14 protein-coding genes and 2 pseudogenes are annotated in these 15,127 nt (G+C 58.4%); 4 read left to right on the top strand and 12 right to left on the bottom strand.

Annotation, left to right across the window (positions count from 1 at the left end):
• Positions 1-59 precede the first annotated feature (59 nt).
• Positions 60-308, bottom strand: a complete 249-nt coding sequence (locus BJ917_RS23045) for a DUF6124 family protein (RefSeq protein ID WP_121104685.1) — start codon at positions 306-308, stop codon at positions 60-62.
• A 414-nt stretch (positions 309-722) separates the two neighbouring features.
• On the opposite strand from BJ917_RS23045, the gene BJ917_RS23040 reads away from it, so the two are divergent.
• Together BJ917_RS23040 and BJ917_RS23035 are read left to right on the top strand one after the other, a co-directional pair.
• Positions 723-1,361, top strand: a complete 639-nt coding sequence (locus BJ917_RS23040; RefSeq protein WP_121104683.1) for a glutathione S-transferase family protein — start codon at positions 723-725, stop codon at positions 1,359-1,361.
• Between the two features lie 156 nt (positions 1,362-1,517).
• Positions 1,518-2,075, top strand: coding sequence for a hypothetical protein (locus BJ917_RS23035; protein ID WP_121104867.1), 558 nt, complete (start codon positions 1,518-1,520; stop codon positions 2,073-2,075).
• 106 nt (positions 2,076-2,181) lie between these two features.
• Here BJ917_RS23035 and BJ917_RS32840 read toward each other — a convergent pair.
• From BJ917_RS32840 to BJ917_RS23005, 6 genes and pseudogenes are all read right to left on the bottom strand, one after another.
• Positions 2,182-2,586, bottom strand: a pseudogene (locus tag BJ917_RS32840) (methyl-accepting chemotaxis protein); the annotation flags it as partial.
• Between the two features lie 141 nt (positions 2,587-2,727).
• Positions 2,728-3,396 (bottom strand): annotated as a pseudogene (locus tag BJ917_RS32835) (PAS domain-containing protein); the annotation flags it as partial.
• A gap of 684 nt (positions 3,397-4,080) precedes the next feature.
• Positions 4,081-5,094, bottom strand: a complete 1,014-nt coding sequence (locus BJ917_RS23020; protein WP_121104677.1) for an ABC transporter substrate-binding protein — start codon at positions 5,092-5,094, stop codon at positions 4,081-4,083.
• Positions 5,091-5,636 carry a sigma-70 family RNA polymerase sigma factor gene (locus tag BJ917_RS23015; RefSeq protein WP_121104675.1) on the bottom strand — a complete coding sequence of 182 codons (546 nt, stop codon included), beginning with the start codon at positions 5,634-5,636 and terminating at the stop codon, positions 5,091-5,093. Before BJ917_RS23015 ends, BJ917_RS23020 begins: the two co-directional genes overlap by 4 nt.
• A gap of 237 nt (positions 5,637-5,873) precedes the next feature.
• A complete protein-coding gene (locus BJ917_RS23010; RefSeq protein ID WP_121104673.1) occupies positions 5,874-6,665 on the bottom strand; it encodes a phosphate/phosphite/phosphonate ABC transporter substrate-binding protein in 792 nt (263 codons plus the stop codon).
• Between the two features lie 141 nt (positions 6,666-6,806).
• On the bottom strand, positions 6,807-7,748 hold the full coding sequence (locus BJ917_RS23005) for a fatty acid desaturase (protein WP_121104671.1): 942 nt from the start codon (positions 7,746-7,748) through the stop codon (positions 6,807-6,809).
• A 330-nt stretch (positions 7,749-8,078) separates the two neighbouring features.
• Here BJ917_RS23005 and BJ917_RS23000 point away from each other — a divergent pair, with 330 nt between their 5' ends.
• Positions 8,079-8,516 carry a GNAT family N-acetyltransferase gene (locus tag BJ917_RS23000; RefSeq protein ID WP_096509388.1) on the top strand — a complete coding sequence of 146 codons (438 nt, stop codon included), beginning with the start codon at positions 8,079-8,081 and terminating at the stop codon, positions 8,514-8,516.
• A gap of 125 nt (positions 8,517-8,641) precedes the next feature.
• Here the strand turns inward: BJ917_RS23000 and def are convergent, their stop codons facing one another.
• From def to BJ917_RS22980, 3 genes are all read right to left on the bottom strand, one after another.
• A complete protein-coding gene (gene def / locus BJ917_RS22990) occupies positions 8,642-9,181 on the bottom strand; it encodes a peptide deformylase (RefSeq protein WP_121104667.1) in 540 nt (179 codons plus the stop codon).
• Positions 9,178-10,140 carry a YihY/virulence factor BrkB family protein gene (locus tag BJ917_RS22985; RefSeq protein ID WP_096509386.1) on the bottom strand — a complete coding sequence of 321 codons (963 nt, stop codon included), beginning with the start codon at positions 10,138-10,140 and terminating at the stop codon, positions 9,178-9,180. Before BJ917_RS22985 ends, def begins: the two co-directional genes overlap by 4 nt.
• A 176-nt stretch (positions 10,141-10,316) precedes the next feature.
• Positions 10,317-10,508: a CsbD family protein gene (locus BJ917_RS22980; RefSeq protein ID WP_096509385.1), complete on the bottom strand. Its 192-nt coding sequence runs from the start codon at positions 10,506-10,508 to the stop codon at positions 10,317-10,319.
• Positions 10,509-10,707: 199 nt separating this feature from the next.
• Between BJ917_RS22980 and BJ917_RS22975 the strand changes: the two genes are divergently transcribed.
• Entirely contained in the window at positions 10,708-11,085 is a 378-nt protein-coding gene (locus BJ917_RS22975; protein ID WP_096509384.1) for a hypothetical protein, read from the top strand.
• Positions 11,086-11,239: 154 nt separating this feature from the next.
• On the opposite strand, the gene fadD1 is transcribed toward BJ917_RS22975, so the two are convergent.
• Both fadD1 and fadD2 read right to left on the bottom strand, forming a co-directional pair.
• Positions 11,240-12,940 (bottom strand): long-chain-fatty-acid--CoA ligase FadD1, encoded by a 1,701-nt coding sequence (fadD1, locus tag BJ917_RS22970; protein WP_121104665.1) that lies wholly within the window; start codon positions 12,938-12,940, stop codon positions 11,240-11,242.
• A 349-nt stretch (positions 12,941-13,289) separates the two neighbouring features.
• A complete protein-coding gene (gene fadD2, locus BJ917_RS22965) occupies positions 13,290-14,978 on the bottom strand; it encodes a long-chain-fatty-acid--CoA ligase FadD2 (RefSeq protein ID WP_096509382.1) in 1,689 nt (562 codons plus the stop codon).
• Between the last annotated feature and the right edge of the window lie 149 nt (positions 14,979-15,127).

Genomic DNA, 15,127 nt, shown 5'->3' with positions numbered 1-15,127 from the left:
ACATTGATGGCGCCTGATAGACCGCTTTCGCCGGCAAGCCGGCTCCTACAGGTCAGCGATCAATCCTGCGGATCGAGATTATCCAGCGCCCGATTCACCGCCAGTTCGGCCAGCATGACGATCTGGGCAATCGCCAGTGCCGTATTGCGATGGCTGCCCTCCAGAAAAGTAGCAAAGTCATTGGTCATGACACTCGCCGAGGCCAGGGATTCGCAGGCATGCGCCAGCAGGGTTTCGTTATTGATGTCTGGGGCGATGAGGAACATGGGACTGGGATTGCACGGGGGGTTTGGCGTGGGTTTGAACATGGCGATGCTCCTAGAGTGATGGAGCTGCCACTGTTCGCTGCTAGACGAACATTAAGGTGGCAGCCGCGCGTGGGCTAGCAGACCAGGACTCTAGAACCCGGTAGACCCGAAAGTCTTCCCACGCACAGCCGCCATAACGTGAACCCATCACGAACGGTGGACGCCATGCGTCTAAAGTGTCCGGGCTGCTAGACCCGATCGCTGATTTTCAGCGACACGGAACAATAGAATCCGGACACCAGACGCACAAGTCGGCGGATTCTGGCTTAGTTGTAGGCAGGCGCGCAAGAATTCACACTCTTCGGAAATCCTCTGAAATCCCTTGCCTACAGACCATTCCTACAGGCTTGATGTCAGCCGTTGGCAGGCTCACTATGTTTCTCCGACGCCTTGATTCGCTGACGGAGTAGCAACATGGACCATGCACTGAAAATCCTCGGCAAAGCCTCTTCGATCAACGTGCGCAAGGTCCTGTGGACCTGCGAAGAACTGGGCCTTACCTACGAACGCGAGGATTGGGGCAGCGGATTTGGCTCGACCCACAGTCCCGAGTTCCTCAGGTTCAATCCCAACGCCCAGGTGCCGGTGATCATCGACGAGAACGGGGTGCTCTGGGAATCCAACACCATTTGCCGCTACCTGGCCGGCAAGCACCACCATCATCACAACGAGCTGTTGCCTGTCGAGCCGGCCGCCCGCGCCCGGGTGGAGCAGTGGATGGATTGGCAGGCCACCGATCTCAATTCGTCATGGAGCTACGCGTTCATGGCACTGGTGCGCAAGGATCCGGAGTTCCAGGACCCGCATCGCGTGGAAGTCAGCGTGCGTGGCTGGAACCAGAAAATGGGCATTCTCGAACATCAACTCGCGACCACCAAGGCGTATGTCGCCGGGAACCGATTTACCCTGGCCGATATCGTCATCGGCCTGTCCGTCAATCGCTGGCTGATGCCCCCCATGGAGCGTCCCGACTTCCCTGCCATCGATGACTATTTCAAGCGTCTGGCGCCACAAACCGGGTTTCTCAAACATTGCTGCAATGGCTTGCCCTGAATGCCACGTTTGCCGTTCGTCGGCAAACCTCTGCCGGTATCGCCCGTCGACATTTGCAATCCTTATTTTCAACCAATTGATTTTTAAGGAATTTATTTTAAGGCACAGTATTTGCTGAAAGCGCTGCACCGCCATCACCCACAAGGTCTGCTCATCATGTTGGTCAGTGCAAAATCAACCCTGGTAACACCACTCCCCAAACGTCCCGGCGAAGACCCGACCACCGAAGCCGCCGCCGGGCTTCAAAGCGCCATGGCCCAGGCCCTGCAAAACAATGTGCAGGCGCAAACCGCGCAAGCCAGTACACAGGTCCAGGAATCCGCCACCGGGCAGGCCACGCAACAGGTCAGCGAAGCCACGCGGATCAGCGACAACGTCGATGAGGCGTTTGCCAAGACCCGCGTGAACCTGCAAGCAGCCAATGCGCCACTGCCCGATGGCGTCAAGGATCGGATCAAGGACGGCTCGGCCACTTCCGAATTCAAGGATTATATGAGCAAGACCCCGGAACAGCGCATGCGCGATGCGGTTCTGCAAGAGATGGGGCTGACCCAGGAAGAGGTCGATCAAATGCCGCCGGAGAAGCAAAAAGCTGTGGGTGAGGAGATTGCCCAGCGCATGGAAGACAAGCGCCAGATTGCAGAGGCCGAGAAAGCCCAGGGCAGTGAAAAAAACGGTGTTCCGGTGGTGGATAAATTCCTGGCTTCGCTTTAATCGGTGGCTACAACCCCGCACCTGTGGGAGCAAGGCTTGCCCGCGATGGCGATCTCACGACCGCTATCGCGGGCAAGCCTTGCTCCTACAGGGTTCACGTTGCCTTTTAATTCAACTGCAACGTCGAGTTGAATTGGCTGATCGCATCCACCACATGCCGCGAGCCCTGCTGAATCTCCAGAATCACCTCCCCCGCCTCGTTCGCCAGTTCCACGCCGAGCCCGGTTCGACTCAGGCTCGACTGCATGCTCGACACGGCGCTCACCGATAAATCGTGGTTCTTGCGCACCACATCAACGATCTCCACCGTCGCCTGGCTGGTGCGCGCAGCGAGGCTGCGCACTTCATCGGCCACCACCGCAAATCCGCGTCCATGCTCGCCAGCGCGGGCTGCCTCGATGGCGGCGTTGAGCGCCAGAAGGTTGGTCTGATCGGCGATACCACGGATGGTTTGCACAATGGTGCCGATGATGTCGGACTGCTTGCTCACGGCATCAATGCTCAGCGCCGCTTCGTTCAAGTCTTTGGAGATGTCCTGAATGATCTTCACCGTCTGCTGCACCACCTCGGAGCCCTTGCGCGCGCAGACGTCGTTTTGCACCGAGGTGCTGTGGGCCGATTCTGCGGCAGTTTGCAGGGTGGTCATCTGGCTGGTGATATCGCTGGCGAACTTCACCACTTTGTAGAGCCGCCCCTTGGCGTCGAACAACGGGTTGTAGGACGCTTCCAGGAAGACTGTATGACCGTGCTTGTCCTTGCGTTCGAAACGGTGCGAGTGATATTCGCCGCGATTGAGTGACGCCCAGAATGCCTTGTAGGCCGGTGACTCGGCTTCGGCACGGTGGCAAAACAGGCTGTGGTGCTGCCCGACGACTTCATTGAGCGAGTAATGCATGGTCTTGAGGAAGTTTTCGTTGGCCGTGATCACCTTGCCGTCCGGGGTGAATTCAATCACCGCCATGGAGCGACCGATCGCCGCCAGCCTGCTTGCGTTTTCGTGTTCCTTGTTGACCCTGTCGGTGATGTCCGTGGCGACTTTGATCACACTGCCCACCTGGCGATCTGGGCCGTACACCGGCATATAACTGGCTTCGAGCCAGATCTCCCTGCCGCTTTTGTTCAGGCGCAAAAAGGTGCCGCTGACCGCTTCGCCACGGGCCAGATCACGCCACAATTTGGCGTACTCCTCGCTGCGGTAAAAGGCCTCTTCGCAAAATATCCGGTGGTGTTTGCCGCGTACCTCGTCGGCGCCGTAACCCATGGCGTTGCAAAAATTTTCGTTGGCATCCAGCACGAAGCCGTCGGGCGTGAACTCAATCATTGCCATTGAACGACTGACTGCGGCCAACTTGGCATTGGCTTCGGTCAGCGCACAACTGAAGCGTTCGATTTCCAGCAAGTCAGCCTTGTTATGCAGGTTGAACATGTTCGTTTCACCCCGAGCGCGGTCTTTTGATTAATGAAAGTAACGGGTCTTTCACATCCACCACTACGTTAGCGGGAACAGGTGCGCGCGCTCCCCCCCCAAAAGAAGGAGACTTGTCAGGTCATTGTTTGATGTTGAATCGGAGGGTCCCTATTGCGACGTCCTCATCAAGACATCCCTTTCTCGATAGCCCGGAGCCGGGCAAGCCCTAACGCGCTCATAAGAAAATTCCATTTAGCGTTTCACTCCCTGTCGTTCCGTGTGGGTGCCTTGGTTTGCGCACTCTCGGGGTCTCAATCCTTGTCATCCGATTGTGGCCGACATATTTAGTTACGAGTGAGCATAGACAGGAGACTGGGCTTAGCAAGGCCACTAGTCGGCCACTATCGAGGACAAAATCGGTTCAGCTACGAGAGAGGAAGGATCAGCGGCAGGGGTGAGGTAGCGTTGGTCGCACACTGGGTGTAAGGCTGGAGACCATTAGCGAGCAGGCTCGCTCCCACATTCGATCTGTGTCGTTCACAAACCCAATCTGGGAGCGAGCCTGCTCGCGAAGGCTATGGGTCAGGTACCACTCAATTACAGATTTGCACTCACCTTGCTGGCCACCTCCCCCGGCACCCAGCCCTTCCACACCTGCGGCTGCTCACGCAAAAACGCTTCGGCCACTTCACGGGGCTTCTGCCGTTTTTCGCTCATCTGCCCCAGAGTCCGGTTCAGCAGATCGATCGGCAGGTCGACCTTTTCGAAGAACGCCACCAGGTCCGGGTACTGCGCCTTGAACGGCGCGGACACGCCGATGGCCAGACTGGCCGGCATCGAACGGGTGCCTTTGGGGTTCGGGTTGTTGGCATCGGCCAGGGTTTTCCAGGCTTCGGCGTCGAACGGCGGTTCGTCGAGCTTCACCAGTTTGAAGCGCCCCAACAGCGGCGTCGGCGACCAGTAGTAGAACAGCACCGGTTTGCCGCGACGGATCGACGATGCCACCTCGGCATCCAGCGCTGCGCCGGAACCGGTACGGAAGTTGACGAAGCTTGCCGTCAGGTCGTAGGCCTTGAGCTTCTGGCTGTTGACGATCTCCGAGGTCCAGCCAGTGGGGCTATTGAGGAAGCGCCCGCGATTCGGGTCTTCGGGGTCGCGGAACACGTCCTTGTACTTCGCCAGGTCTGCCACGGACTTCAACTGCGGCGCCAACGGTTTGATGCCGCGCTCCGGGTCACCCTTGATCACGTATTCCGGCACCCACCAACCTTCGGTAGCGCCCTTGACCGTGTCGCCCAGACCGAACACTTTGCCCTCCGCGGCAGCTTTGACCCACGCCGGACTGCGCCCGGCCCACTCCTCACCGATCACTTGAATGTCATTTTTGGCCAGCGCCGCTTCGAGGCTGACGGTGCTGCCCGGCAAAGTATCGGTCGGGTAGCCATAACCTTTTTCGACGATCAGGCGCAGGATCTCGGTGATGAAGCTACCGCTTTCCCAAGTGATGTCACCGAAGTGGATGGGCGCGGTTTTTTCTGCCGCCGGTGCCTGGTTGGCCATCAGGCTCAGGGCCAGCAGCGAACTGCCGAGCAGGGTTTTGATCGATCTCATGCGGACCTCTTGTCAGTAAGGCGGTTCAGGAATTGATTGGCGCTGTGGCGGTCGCACAAGGCCTGGGAGCGGGTCATGTAGACGCTGACCGAACGCAGGGAAATACCCAACTCGGCGGCGATCTGCGGGTAGGTCAGGCCATCGACCCGCGACAACAGAAAGGTGGCCCTGGCCTTGCCCGGCAGGCGCGCCAACGTGCGGTCGAGGCCATGCAGCGCCTGGGTCAGTTGCGCCAGTTCTTCGGGCGAAGGCGTTGAAGGTTGATCAACCTGTTGCAGTTGATCCAGATGCCGGCGCTCCAGGTCGTGGCGGCGCCACAGTTGATAAATCAATCGACGGGCGATGGTGGTCAGCAAGGCGCGGGGTTCGCGGATCGACACCGGCTGCGGTGCTTCGAGCAACTGCACGAAGGCTTCGGCGGCAATGTCTTCGACACTGGCGGCGGTGCCCAGGTAGTGGCGCAATCGAGCGCACAACCAGGGGTAATGGGCGCGGAACAGTCGGCCCACGTCATTGCGATGGGAAAGGTCGGTGCCGGACATAGTGGCTCCAGAAGTTAGGGGTCGCTGAATGTCCGGTCGTCCGGTGACGCGATCCTAGCAAGGAGCCTTATTCATTAATAATATTTAAAATTCATTTTTATATTCTTTTGTGGAATATAAAAATAGAGGTGCCTGGCCGATTGCTTTCGCGAGCAGGCTCGCTCCCACAGGTCCACAGAACACCTGTGGGAGCGAGCCTGCTCGCGAAAAGGGATCTGTCGACACCACCCTCAAACCTTATCGCAACCGCCCGTACCCCAACGCTTGCGCTTCCTGCTGGTAATCGAGAATAACGTGGTAGTCGCTTTCACTGGCCGGCAACACTTCCCGCAAACCAAGCACCTCTGCCACCTCCGGCAAATCGCCCAATGCCTGATTCATCACCTCCCGAATTTCTTTAATCTGTTCATCACTGACACCCGCAGCGGTGATGTACGGCAACGTCGGGCTCAAAGCACTGCGAGCGACAACCCGTAACCCGGCCACCTCCTCGGCGGCGTAGCGTGCCAGATACGCGTAGGTCACGCTGTCGATGGCCGCCAGGTCGGCAAGGTCTTCGCGCAACCAACGCAGGCTTTCGCGGTGGCTGCCACTGATACCGACGCAGGCAAAAAACTGCCCGTCCCGATGCAACGGCGCCAGTCGATGGCGCAACAGGTTCATGCCGCTGTTGGAGTCTTCGCCATTGATCACGCCACGGCTGCCATGAAAGTCCGGCAAGGTTCGCCGTGGATTGTCGGCGCGACTGAGTAACAGACTGCAATGGTTGCCGTCGCTGCTGTCCGGCAGTTCGTAGCGTGGACGCCCGAGGATCCGGACCTGGCCACGCAGCGCGGTCATCAGCGGATAACCGCAGGTTTGCGTCAGGAGTAACTGCGGTGACCGCCAAAGGTCCATCAACGACAGACCCTCAGCGTCGCGGCGGGTGGCGCCCAGTCGCTCACAGATGCGCCCCAGCCAGCGTTCGTTGGCCTGGCGAATGGGTTCAGGGGCGACATACATCAGCAATTCGGCGATTTTTTGAGCCATCAGATTCGTCCCATGCAACGAAGTACCCTGTGGGAGCGGGCTTGCCCGCGATTACTATTTCACATCCAACACATCTGGCGACTTATTGATCGCTATCGCGGGCAAGCCCGCTCCCACAGGGTTAGTAGTGGTGGCTTTAGATCAATGAAACGGATGCCGTGGGCTGTCGATCGCCTTCACCCCGTTCTCCCGCCACAACTGCCCATACCCCCGCACCAGAAACCCGCCGCTGCGCGCCAGCCATTGCTCGCGACGCGCGCGGTAGGCCCGTGGCAAGTCGTACCAGGGCAACCCCGGCAAATCGTGATGCACCAGGTGCAGATTGAGGTTGAGGAACAGCCAGCGCCAGGGCCACGCCGCTTCGTTGATCACGGTGCGCTGCTCCGGCGCCGTGTGCGGGCGATGTTCATAGTAGGAGCGAACCATTGCAACCGACAGCGCCGGCACACTGACCAGCAACAGGTAATGCCACACCGGCAATACGCTGTAGTGCGCGATGAACACAAGCATCAGCCATGTCAGCGCACCATGGCTGAGCCACATCAGCCAGGCCTGGCGCTCACCGGTCTTGAGTCGATGCAGCTCCTCCCGAGCCAGCCCCAGCAACGCCAGCGGCGCACCGAGCACGAAGCGGCCGAGCACGGTTTTGTTCAGCCAGTGCAGGCCTCGTTCGAACAGCGAACTGCCCTGCCACTGTTCGCTGCTCAAGTAGCGGCTTTCCGGATCGCGGCCCGGGATGGTCAGGTCTTCGTCGCGGTGATGCAGCAAATGGCTGTCGCGATACAGCGTATAGGGATACCACACGGCGAACGGCGCATAGCCGAGGACCTTGTTCAGCGCCGGCCAGCGGGTCGGATGACCGTGCAGCAGTTCGTGCTGCACCGACAGCCAGAGCACCACCACGGGAATCAGCAACAGGGTGCACCACCAAAGACCCAATGAATGGCTGTTCAGAACGATGGCGAACCAGGCGCCGTACACGCCGATCAACAGCAACCAGGTCGGCCACTCGGTGCGGGCGGTCAGGCGCTGGCGCAGGGTTTCGATGTCTTCTCGGTGGGCGTTATCGAAGTAATGGGGCATGGCGTTGCTCGGATCGGGGACCAGTCCCCTTCTGTGCAACGACACTGGGATTTCTTGCAGATTATTTTCAAATGACCGCTCCCATGCAGAGCGTGGGAGCGGTCCATCGGAGCAGGATCAATGCCCGAATACGTTCAACTTCTTGGCCTTTTTGTCGGCACGTTTTTCAATGGCGGTTTTCGCTGGTTTTTTCTTCAGCTCTTTTTTTGATTCCATACCTTTAGACATGATGCGTACTCCACTCGCGAGGGATGTGAGATCAGGTATACACCTATCCCGGCGTGCGCGTTCTTTTATAATCGCGCGCTTGCCCTCCAACAGTTTAGTCCTATGCACAGCACCCATTACGCCCAACTCGATGAGCCCCTCTGGCCGTTGATGAACAAGTTCTATCGTGCCCACCAATCGTCGATGAAAGCGGTGCGCGACGCGCAACTGTGGGTCGCAAGGCGTGACGAGATCATCGCGGCGCTGTGTTTGCGCCCGGTGTCGGGTGGGCATTGGCTGACGGGTTTGTTTGTCGATCCGGCCTGTCGCGAGCAAGGTGTCGCCGCTGCCTTGATCGCTGAGGCGGTGAAAGGACTTGAGCTGCCGGTGTGGTTGTTCTGCCATCCGGACTTGCGTGGGTTTTATGAGCGCCGTGGGTTTACCTTCGACCCGCCGATGCCCTACGCCATGGTCGAGCGCTTGAGCCGTTATGCTCGCAGTAAGCCGATGATCGCCATGGGCCTGGAACCGTTAGTCAGGTCCACCGCCGATAATGTGTGATCTTCCCCGGAACTCAAATGTGGGAGCGAGCCTGCTCGCGAAAGCGGAGTGTCAGTCGACATCAATATTGACTGACATATCGCCTTCGCGAGCAGGCTCGCTCCCACAGGGGTTTTGTGGTGAGTTCAGTCATCCGCATTCGGATCAAGGTCCGGGAACATCACTTCGGTGAACCCGAACTTGCTGAAGTCGGTAATGCGCGACGGGTACAAGCGACCGATCAGGTGATCGCATTCATGCTGTACCACCCGCGCATGGAACCCGGAGGCGATGCGCACGATGGGTTCGCCCTTGGGGTCGAAACCTTCATAGCGGATCTGTTGATAACGATCCACCGCGCCACGCAAGCCGGGCACCGACAGGCAACCTTCGAACCCCTCTTCCATGATCGGGCTCAGCGGCGTGATCAAGGGATTGATCAGAATCGTTTGCGGCACGGCTTCCGCGTCCGGGTAACGCTCGCTGTGCTCGAAACCGAAGATCACCAGTTGCAGGTCGACGCCGACCTGCGGCGCGGCCAGGCCGACCCCGCCAACACTTTCCATGGTCTGGAACATGTCGTCGATCAGTTGCCACAACTCGGGGCTGTCGAACATGTCAGCCGGCACCGGTGGCGCGATGCGCAGTAGGCGCTCATCGCCCATTTTCAGAATTTCACGGATCATTTGATGACTTCGTCAGTGGGTGGCTTCACGGAGTGATCCCGGCCCAGCCCGGAAACATGGTGTTTTTCTTCGTGGACGGGACCGTGCTCACCGGCGACTTTTTCGCCAGGGTCTTTACCTTCGCGCGACATGTGTTCGATCACCGCATTCATCTCGGCCCCGAGCAGCAGCACCGCGGCGGATATATAGAAGTACAGCAACAGCACGATGATCGCGCCGATACTGCCATACATGGCGTTGTAGTTGGCGAATTCCTTGACGTACAGACCGAAGCCCAGGGACGCGATGATCCACACCACCACTGACAGCACCGAACCCGGCGTGATGAAGCGAAACTCCTGTTTGACGTCGGGCATGACGTAATAGATCAGCGCCACGGCGACCATCAGCAAAATCACGATCACCGGCCAGCGCGCGATGTTCCACAGCGTGACGATGAAGTATTCAAGACCGACTTGCGCGGCGATCCAGTTCATCACCTGCGGCCCCAGCACCATCAGCGCGGCGGCGACCAACAGCATGCCGGCGATGCCGACGGTGTAGATGATCGACAGCGGAAAACGTTTCCACGCCGGCCGGCCTTCAACCACATCGTAGGCGGCGTTCATCGCACTCATCATCAAGCGCACACCGGCCGAAGCCGTCCACAAGGCAATCACGATACCCACGGACAACAATCCGCCCTTGGATTGCTGGAGCTGGTCGATCACCGGGTTCACCTGCTCCAGCGCCTGGGGCGGCAGCACCAGTTCCGACTGCAGGCGCAACCAGGAAAAGAAGTCGGGCAAATGCAGGAAGCCGATCAGGGCGATCAGGAACAGAATGAAAGGAAACAGTGAAAACAGCATTTGATAGGCCAGCGCCGAGGCATAGGTCGACATCTCGTCATCGACGAACTCGGTGACCGTGCGCATCATCACACGGTGCAAAGGCAGGCCTCTCATGTCCGGGAAAATCATTCGCGTCTCCATTCGCCGCATTACAGGATGGGTGGAATTGGTGCGTCTCAGGGGCCGTTTTCTTTCATCAAAGTAGCCTACCTGGCGACTTTGAAACAATTTCGTCGATCTAGTTCAGGCTGACACAAAAACGGCCATCCGTGGATGGCCGTTTCTTCCGCTCCTTGAAGGCCGTATCACGCTTTATCGACACCTTTCTTGATCGCGTCCTTGGCTTTGCCGATGGCTTGCTGGGCCTCGCCTTTCCTTTCCTGAGCCTTGCCTTCAGCTTGCAGATTGGGGTTATTGGTGGCCTTGCCAACGCCTTGCTTGACGTTGCCAGCGGCTTCGTTGGCCATGCCTTTTACTTTATCGCTTGTGCTACCCATGGTGTTTCTCCTGTGAACAATTCAATGAGAAAAGTCGTTACATGAGGTTGACCGGGGGCGTTTGCACGGAGTTTCATTTATTTTCACCAGGACATTTCATCGTTCAATGCAGGTTGGGCTTTATGTTTGCCCGGCAACCCCCGAGAATGCGCAACGTATTCAGGCCCTGGCGCTGAAGATCCAATCCCGTAGGAATGTTATGAAACTCGATAAAAAGCAGGCCATTGCCCGCAGAAATCAGGAACTCGGCGGTGCTGTGCTTGGCGTCAACAACTGCCACTTCACCGAACTGAACCGCAACCGCAACATCTGGTGGTTCGACATCCCGGTGTCGCGCCTGGCCGTTGGTCAGTACGAGTGGATTCACCTGCTGATGCATACCCCCGATACGGACGAACTGCTGCACCTGAAAGTGCCGACGGTGTTCCTGCGCGAGAAGCTCGAAGGCCTGGTGGTGCGTAACCAGGGCAAGCGCAAGGCGGCCCTGAGCCTGGAACTGAGCGCCGACAAGGACTCGTACCTGCAGGACATGCGCCCGGCGGGCACCAACGTCAATTTCGCGCCGTTTCGCATGTAGGAGCGAGCCTGCTCGCGATGGACGTCAACGATGACGCGGACTGCCTGGATGTCCGTGTTGTCTGGGCCTATTTCGCGAGCAGGCTCGCTCCTACAGAGGATCGGTGTTGCCAGCCGACCAACAAAAAGCCCCGCATCTGCGGGGCTTTTTTTGATCACACAGTCGCTTTCTTCGCGTTGATCTTCTTCAGCTCTTCATCGCGCAATTCCCGACGCAGGATCTTGCCGACGTTGGTGGTCGGCAGTGCATCGCGGAACTCTACGGAGCGTGGGACCTTGTAACCGGTGACGTTGGCGCGCATGTGCGCCATCACCTGTTCCTTGGTCAGGGTCACGCCCGGTTTGGCGACGATGAAAATCTTGATCGCCTCGCCCGACTTCTCGTCCGGCACGCCGATGGCCGCGCATTGCAGCACGCCCGGCAGGGTTGCCAGCACGTCTTCCAGCTCGTTCGGGTACACGTTGAAACCGGAGACCAGGATCATGTCTTTCTTGCGATCGACGATGCGCATGTAGCCATCCGGCTGGATCAGCGCGATGTCACCGGTCTTCAACCAGCCTTCGCTGTCGAGGATTTCATCGGTGGCTTCCTGGCGCTGCCAGTAGCCCTTCATCACTTGCGGACCTTTCACACACAGTTCGCCGATTTCGCCCATGGGCTGTTCAGCGCCAGAATCATTGATGACTTTGCACAGGGTCGATGGAACCGGAATGCCAATGGTGCCGACCTGAATGTTCTGGATCGGATTGACGGTGGCTACCGGGCTGGTTTCAGTCATGCCGTAGCCTTCGCAAATGGCACAACCGGTGACCGCTTTCCAGCGCTCTGCCGCCGCCAGTTGCAGGGCCATGCCACCGGACAGGGTGACTTTCATCGCCGAGAAATCCAGCTTGCGGAAGCCTTCGTTGTTGCACAGGGCCACGAACAGGGTGTTGAGACCGACAAAACCGCTGAACTTCCACTTCGACAGTTCCTTGACCATCGCCGGCAAATCGCGCGGGTTGCTGATCAGGATGTTGTGGTTGCCGATCAGCATCATCGCCATGCAATGAAAGGTGAAGGCATAGATGTGGTACAGCGGCAGCGGCGTGATCAGGATCTCGCAGCCCTCGTTGAGGTTGGAGCCCATCAGCGCCTTGCACTGCAACATGTTCGCCACCAGGTTGCGGTGGGTCAGCATGGCGCCCTTGGCCACGCCGGTGGTGCCGCCGGTGTATTGCAGGACCGCGACATCGCTGCTGGCCGGGTTGGCTTCGGCCACTGGCTGACCGTGGCCCTTGCTCAATACGTCGTTGAACTTGACGGCTTTTGGCAAGTGATACGCCGGCACCATCTTCTTCACGTACTTGATCACGCTGTTGACCAGCAGGCGCTTGAGCGGCGGCAGCAGGTCCGCCACTTCGGTGACGATGACGTGCTTGACCCCGGTTTTCGGCACGACGGCCTCGGCCAGGTGCGCCATGTTCGCCAGGCAGACCAGGGCCTTGGCACCGGAATCGTTGAACTGGTGCTCCATCTCCCGTGCGGTGTACAGCGGGTTGGTATTGACCACGATCAGCCCGGCGCGGATGGCCCCGAAGACGGCGACCGGGTACTGCAACACGTTGGGTAATTGCACGGCGATTCGATCGCCCGGTTGCAAATCGGTATGCTGTTGCAGGTACGCGGCAAAGGCACCGGACAATTCGTACAGTTCACCGTAGGTGATTGTCTTGCCCAGGTTGCTGAAAGCCGGTTTGTTGGCGAAGCGTTGGCAGGATTGCTTCAACACTGCCTGAATATTCGGGTACTCGTCTGGATTGATGTCGGCAGCAATTCCAGCTGGGTACTTATCCTTCCAAAAGTCTTCGTTCATGGAAGCCCACTCCTCAGCAACGCGAATTCAACACCGCATTTGATGCGATTATTATTGGTGTTTGTCTATAGGTGAGTCTGGCTTTTTACTAGGCCGAGAAGTCACAAAGCGCGCCGAGAGTAGCAGCTTTGAATAGGGTCGCCTAGAGCCAAAAGCGGCCTCTACGGTCACATTTATGACTCAAGAATGGCAATCAGTCATTTTAGAGTAAAAAACCTATATGTCGCTGAAAGCCCCGTAAATCGGGGCCTCCAAAAAAAATCGCGAGCAGGCTCGCTCCCACAGGATCACCGAAATCCTTGTGGGAGCGAGCCTGCTCGCGAACGCGCGAAGCGCGGCCATTCACCGATCAGGCGATATCCCGCAACTCCCGCCGCAGAATCTTGCCCACCGGCGTCATCGGCAACGACTCACGCAAGACAATGTGCTTGGGCACTTTGTACGCCGTGAAGTTTTCCTTGCAGTAGGCCTTCAGCTCTTCAAGGCTGACCCCCGCTTCACGGGCCACCACGAACAACTTCACAGCCTCCCCCGAACGTTCGTCGGGCACACCGATCACCGCGCAGTTGGCGACTTTCGGGTGAGCCATGACCACGTCCTCGATTTCGTTCGGGTACACGTTGAAACCCGAGACGATGATCATGTCTTTCTTGCGATCGACAATGCGCACGAACCCGTCCGGGTCGATCACCGCAATGTCGCCAGACTTGAACCAGCCCTCGGCGTCCAGTACTTCGTTGGTCGCCTCGGGTTTCTGCCAGTAGCCCTTCATGATCTGCGGGCCTTTGATGCACAGTTCGCCACGCTCGCCCAGCGGTTGTTCGACGCCCTCGTCGTTGATCACCTTGAGCGTGGTCCCCGGCACCGGCAGGCCGACCGTGCCAATGCGCGATTGATCGCCATAGGGGTTGGTGCAAGCCACAGGCGAGGTTTCGGTCAGGCCGTAGCCTTCGGTGATGCGGCAACCGGTCAACTGCTCCCAGCGCTCGGCAGTGGCCTTGACCAGCGCGGTGCCGCCGGAGTTGGTGAGTTTGAGGCTGGAGAAATCCAGGGTCTTGAAATCCGGATGGTCCATCAGGGCCACGAACAGCGTGTTAAGCCCCAGCAACGCCGAGAACCGCCAGTTTTTCAGCTCCTTGATAAAGCCACCGATGTCCCGCGGATTGGTGATCAGCACGTTGTGGTTGCCAGTCACCATCATGCACATGCAATTGGCCGTGAACGCATAGATGTGGTACAGCGGCAGCGGCGCGATCATCACCTCCTGCCCTTCGCGCAGCAGCGACTGGCCGTCATTGGTAAACTGACTGAGGCAGGCCCGTGCTTGCTGCATGTTGGCCACCAGGTTGCCGTGGGTCAGCATCGCACCCTTGGCCAGGCCGGTGGTGCCGCCGGTGTACTGCAATACGGCGATGTCATTGAGGCCAACCTTCAGCGGCTTGATGGGCTGGCCTTTGCCCAGGCGCAGCGCACTTTTGAAGGAAATAGCCTGGGGCAAGGCATAGGCCGGAACCATTTTCTTGACCTTGCTCAGCAGCGTGTTGACCAGCCACCCCTTGGCGGTGGGCATCAGGTCGCCCATCTTCGCTTCGACCAGGTATTGGATGTCGGTGTCGGCCAGCACTTCCTGGACTTTCTGCCCGAACATGTTCAGGTACACCAGCGCTCGGGCACCGGAATCCTTGAACTGATGACGCATCTCCCGCGCGGTATATAGCGGGTTGGTATTGACCACGATCAGCCCGGCGCGCAAGGCGCCGAACACGGCGATCGGGTATTGCAGGACGTTTGGCATCTGCACCGCGATGCGATCACCCGGCACCAGGTCGGTGTGAGCTTGCAGATAACCGGCGAACGCTGCGCTGTAGCGTTCCAGTTCGGCGTAGGTCAGGGTGACACCCATGTTGCTGAACGCCGGGCGATCAGCAAATTTCTTGCAGGAACGTTCGAACACCTCGATAACCGACTTGTACTCAGCGACGTCAATGTCCAGGGGCACGCCGGCCGGGCGCTTGTCATTCCAGAAATCAGGTTGCATTGTTCTTGTCCTCTTTACCTGAGCCTATCCGGGCCGCTTTTCTGTCATTTCTCTTTCTTGTTGCTCAAAAAGCAGAAAGCGAAAAGCGGAGCTTCACGGACACTAGCAGCTATGTCGAATCAGGCAAATATGCGGATGTGTGTCATTGA

The organism is Pseudomonas sp. WPR_5_2 (assembly GCF_003634475.1).
Classification (GTDB): domain Bacteria; phylum Pseudomonadota; class Gammaproteobacteria; order Pseudomonadales; family Pseudomonadaceae; genus Aquipseudomonas; species Aquipseudomonas izuensis.
Note: the sequence above shows the minus strand (reverse complement) of the source record. Positions and strands in the feature narration are given on the sequence as shown.

Bases quoted from the DNA above. Each gene is read 5' to 3' on its own strand.
- BJ917_RS22980 (WP_096509385.1), bottom strand. From the start codon at position 10,508: ATGGGTAGCACAAGCGATAAAGTAAAAGGCATGGCCAACGAAGCCGCT.
- BJ917_RS23005 (WP_121104671.1), bottom strand. From the start codon at position 7,748: ATGCCCCATTACTTCGATAACGCCCACCGAGAAGACATCGAAACCCTG.
- BJ917_RS23035 (WP_121104867.1), top strand. From the start codon at position 1,518: ATGTTGGTCAGTGCAAAATCAACCCTGGTAACACCACTCCCCAAACGT.
- BJ917_RS23000 (WP_096509388.1), top strand. From the start codon at position 8,079: ATGCACAGCACCCATTACGCCCAACTCGATGAGCCCCTCTGGCCGTTG.
- fadD1 (WP_121104665.1), bottom strand. From the start codon at position 12,940: ATGAACGAAGACTTTTGGAAGGATAAGTACCCAGCTGGAATTGCTGCC.
- BJ917_RS23010 (WP_121104673.1), bottom strand. From the start codon at position 6,665: ATGGCTCAAAAAATCGCCGAATTGCTGATGTATGTCGCCCCTGAACCC.
- BJ917_RS23040 (WP_121104683.1), top strand. From the start codon at position 723: ATGGACCATGCACTGAAAATCCTCGGCAAAGCCTCTTCGATCAACGTG.
- BJ917_RS22975 (WP_096509384.1), top strand. From the start codon at position 10,708: ATGAAACTCGATAAAAAGCAGGCCATTGCCCGCAGAAATCAGGAACTC.
- fadD2 (WP_096509382.1), bottom strand. From the start codon at position 14,978: ATGCAACCTGATTTCTGGAATGACAAGCGCCCGGCCGGCGTGCCCCTG.
- def (WP_121104667.1), bottom strand. From the start codon at position 9,181: ATGATCCGTGAAATTCTGAAAATGGGCGATGAGCGCCTACTGCGCATC.
- BJ917_RS23045 (WP_121104685.1), bottom strand. From the start codon at position 308: ATGTTCAAACCCACGCCAAACCCCCCGTGCAATCCCAGTCCCATGTTC.
- BJ917_RS23015 (WP_121104675.1), bottom strand. From the start codon at position 5,636: ATGTCCGGCACCGACCTTTCCCATCGCAATGACGTGGGCCGACTGTTC.
- BJ917_RS23020 (WP_121104677.1), bottom strand. From the start codon at position 5,094: ATGAGATCGATCAAAACCCTGCTCGGCAGTTCGCTGCTGGCCCTGAGC.
- BJ917_RS22985 (WP_096509386.1), bottom strand. From the start codon at position 10,140: ATGATTTTCCCGGACATGAGAGGCCTGCCTTTGCACCGTGTGATGATG.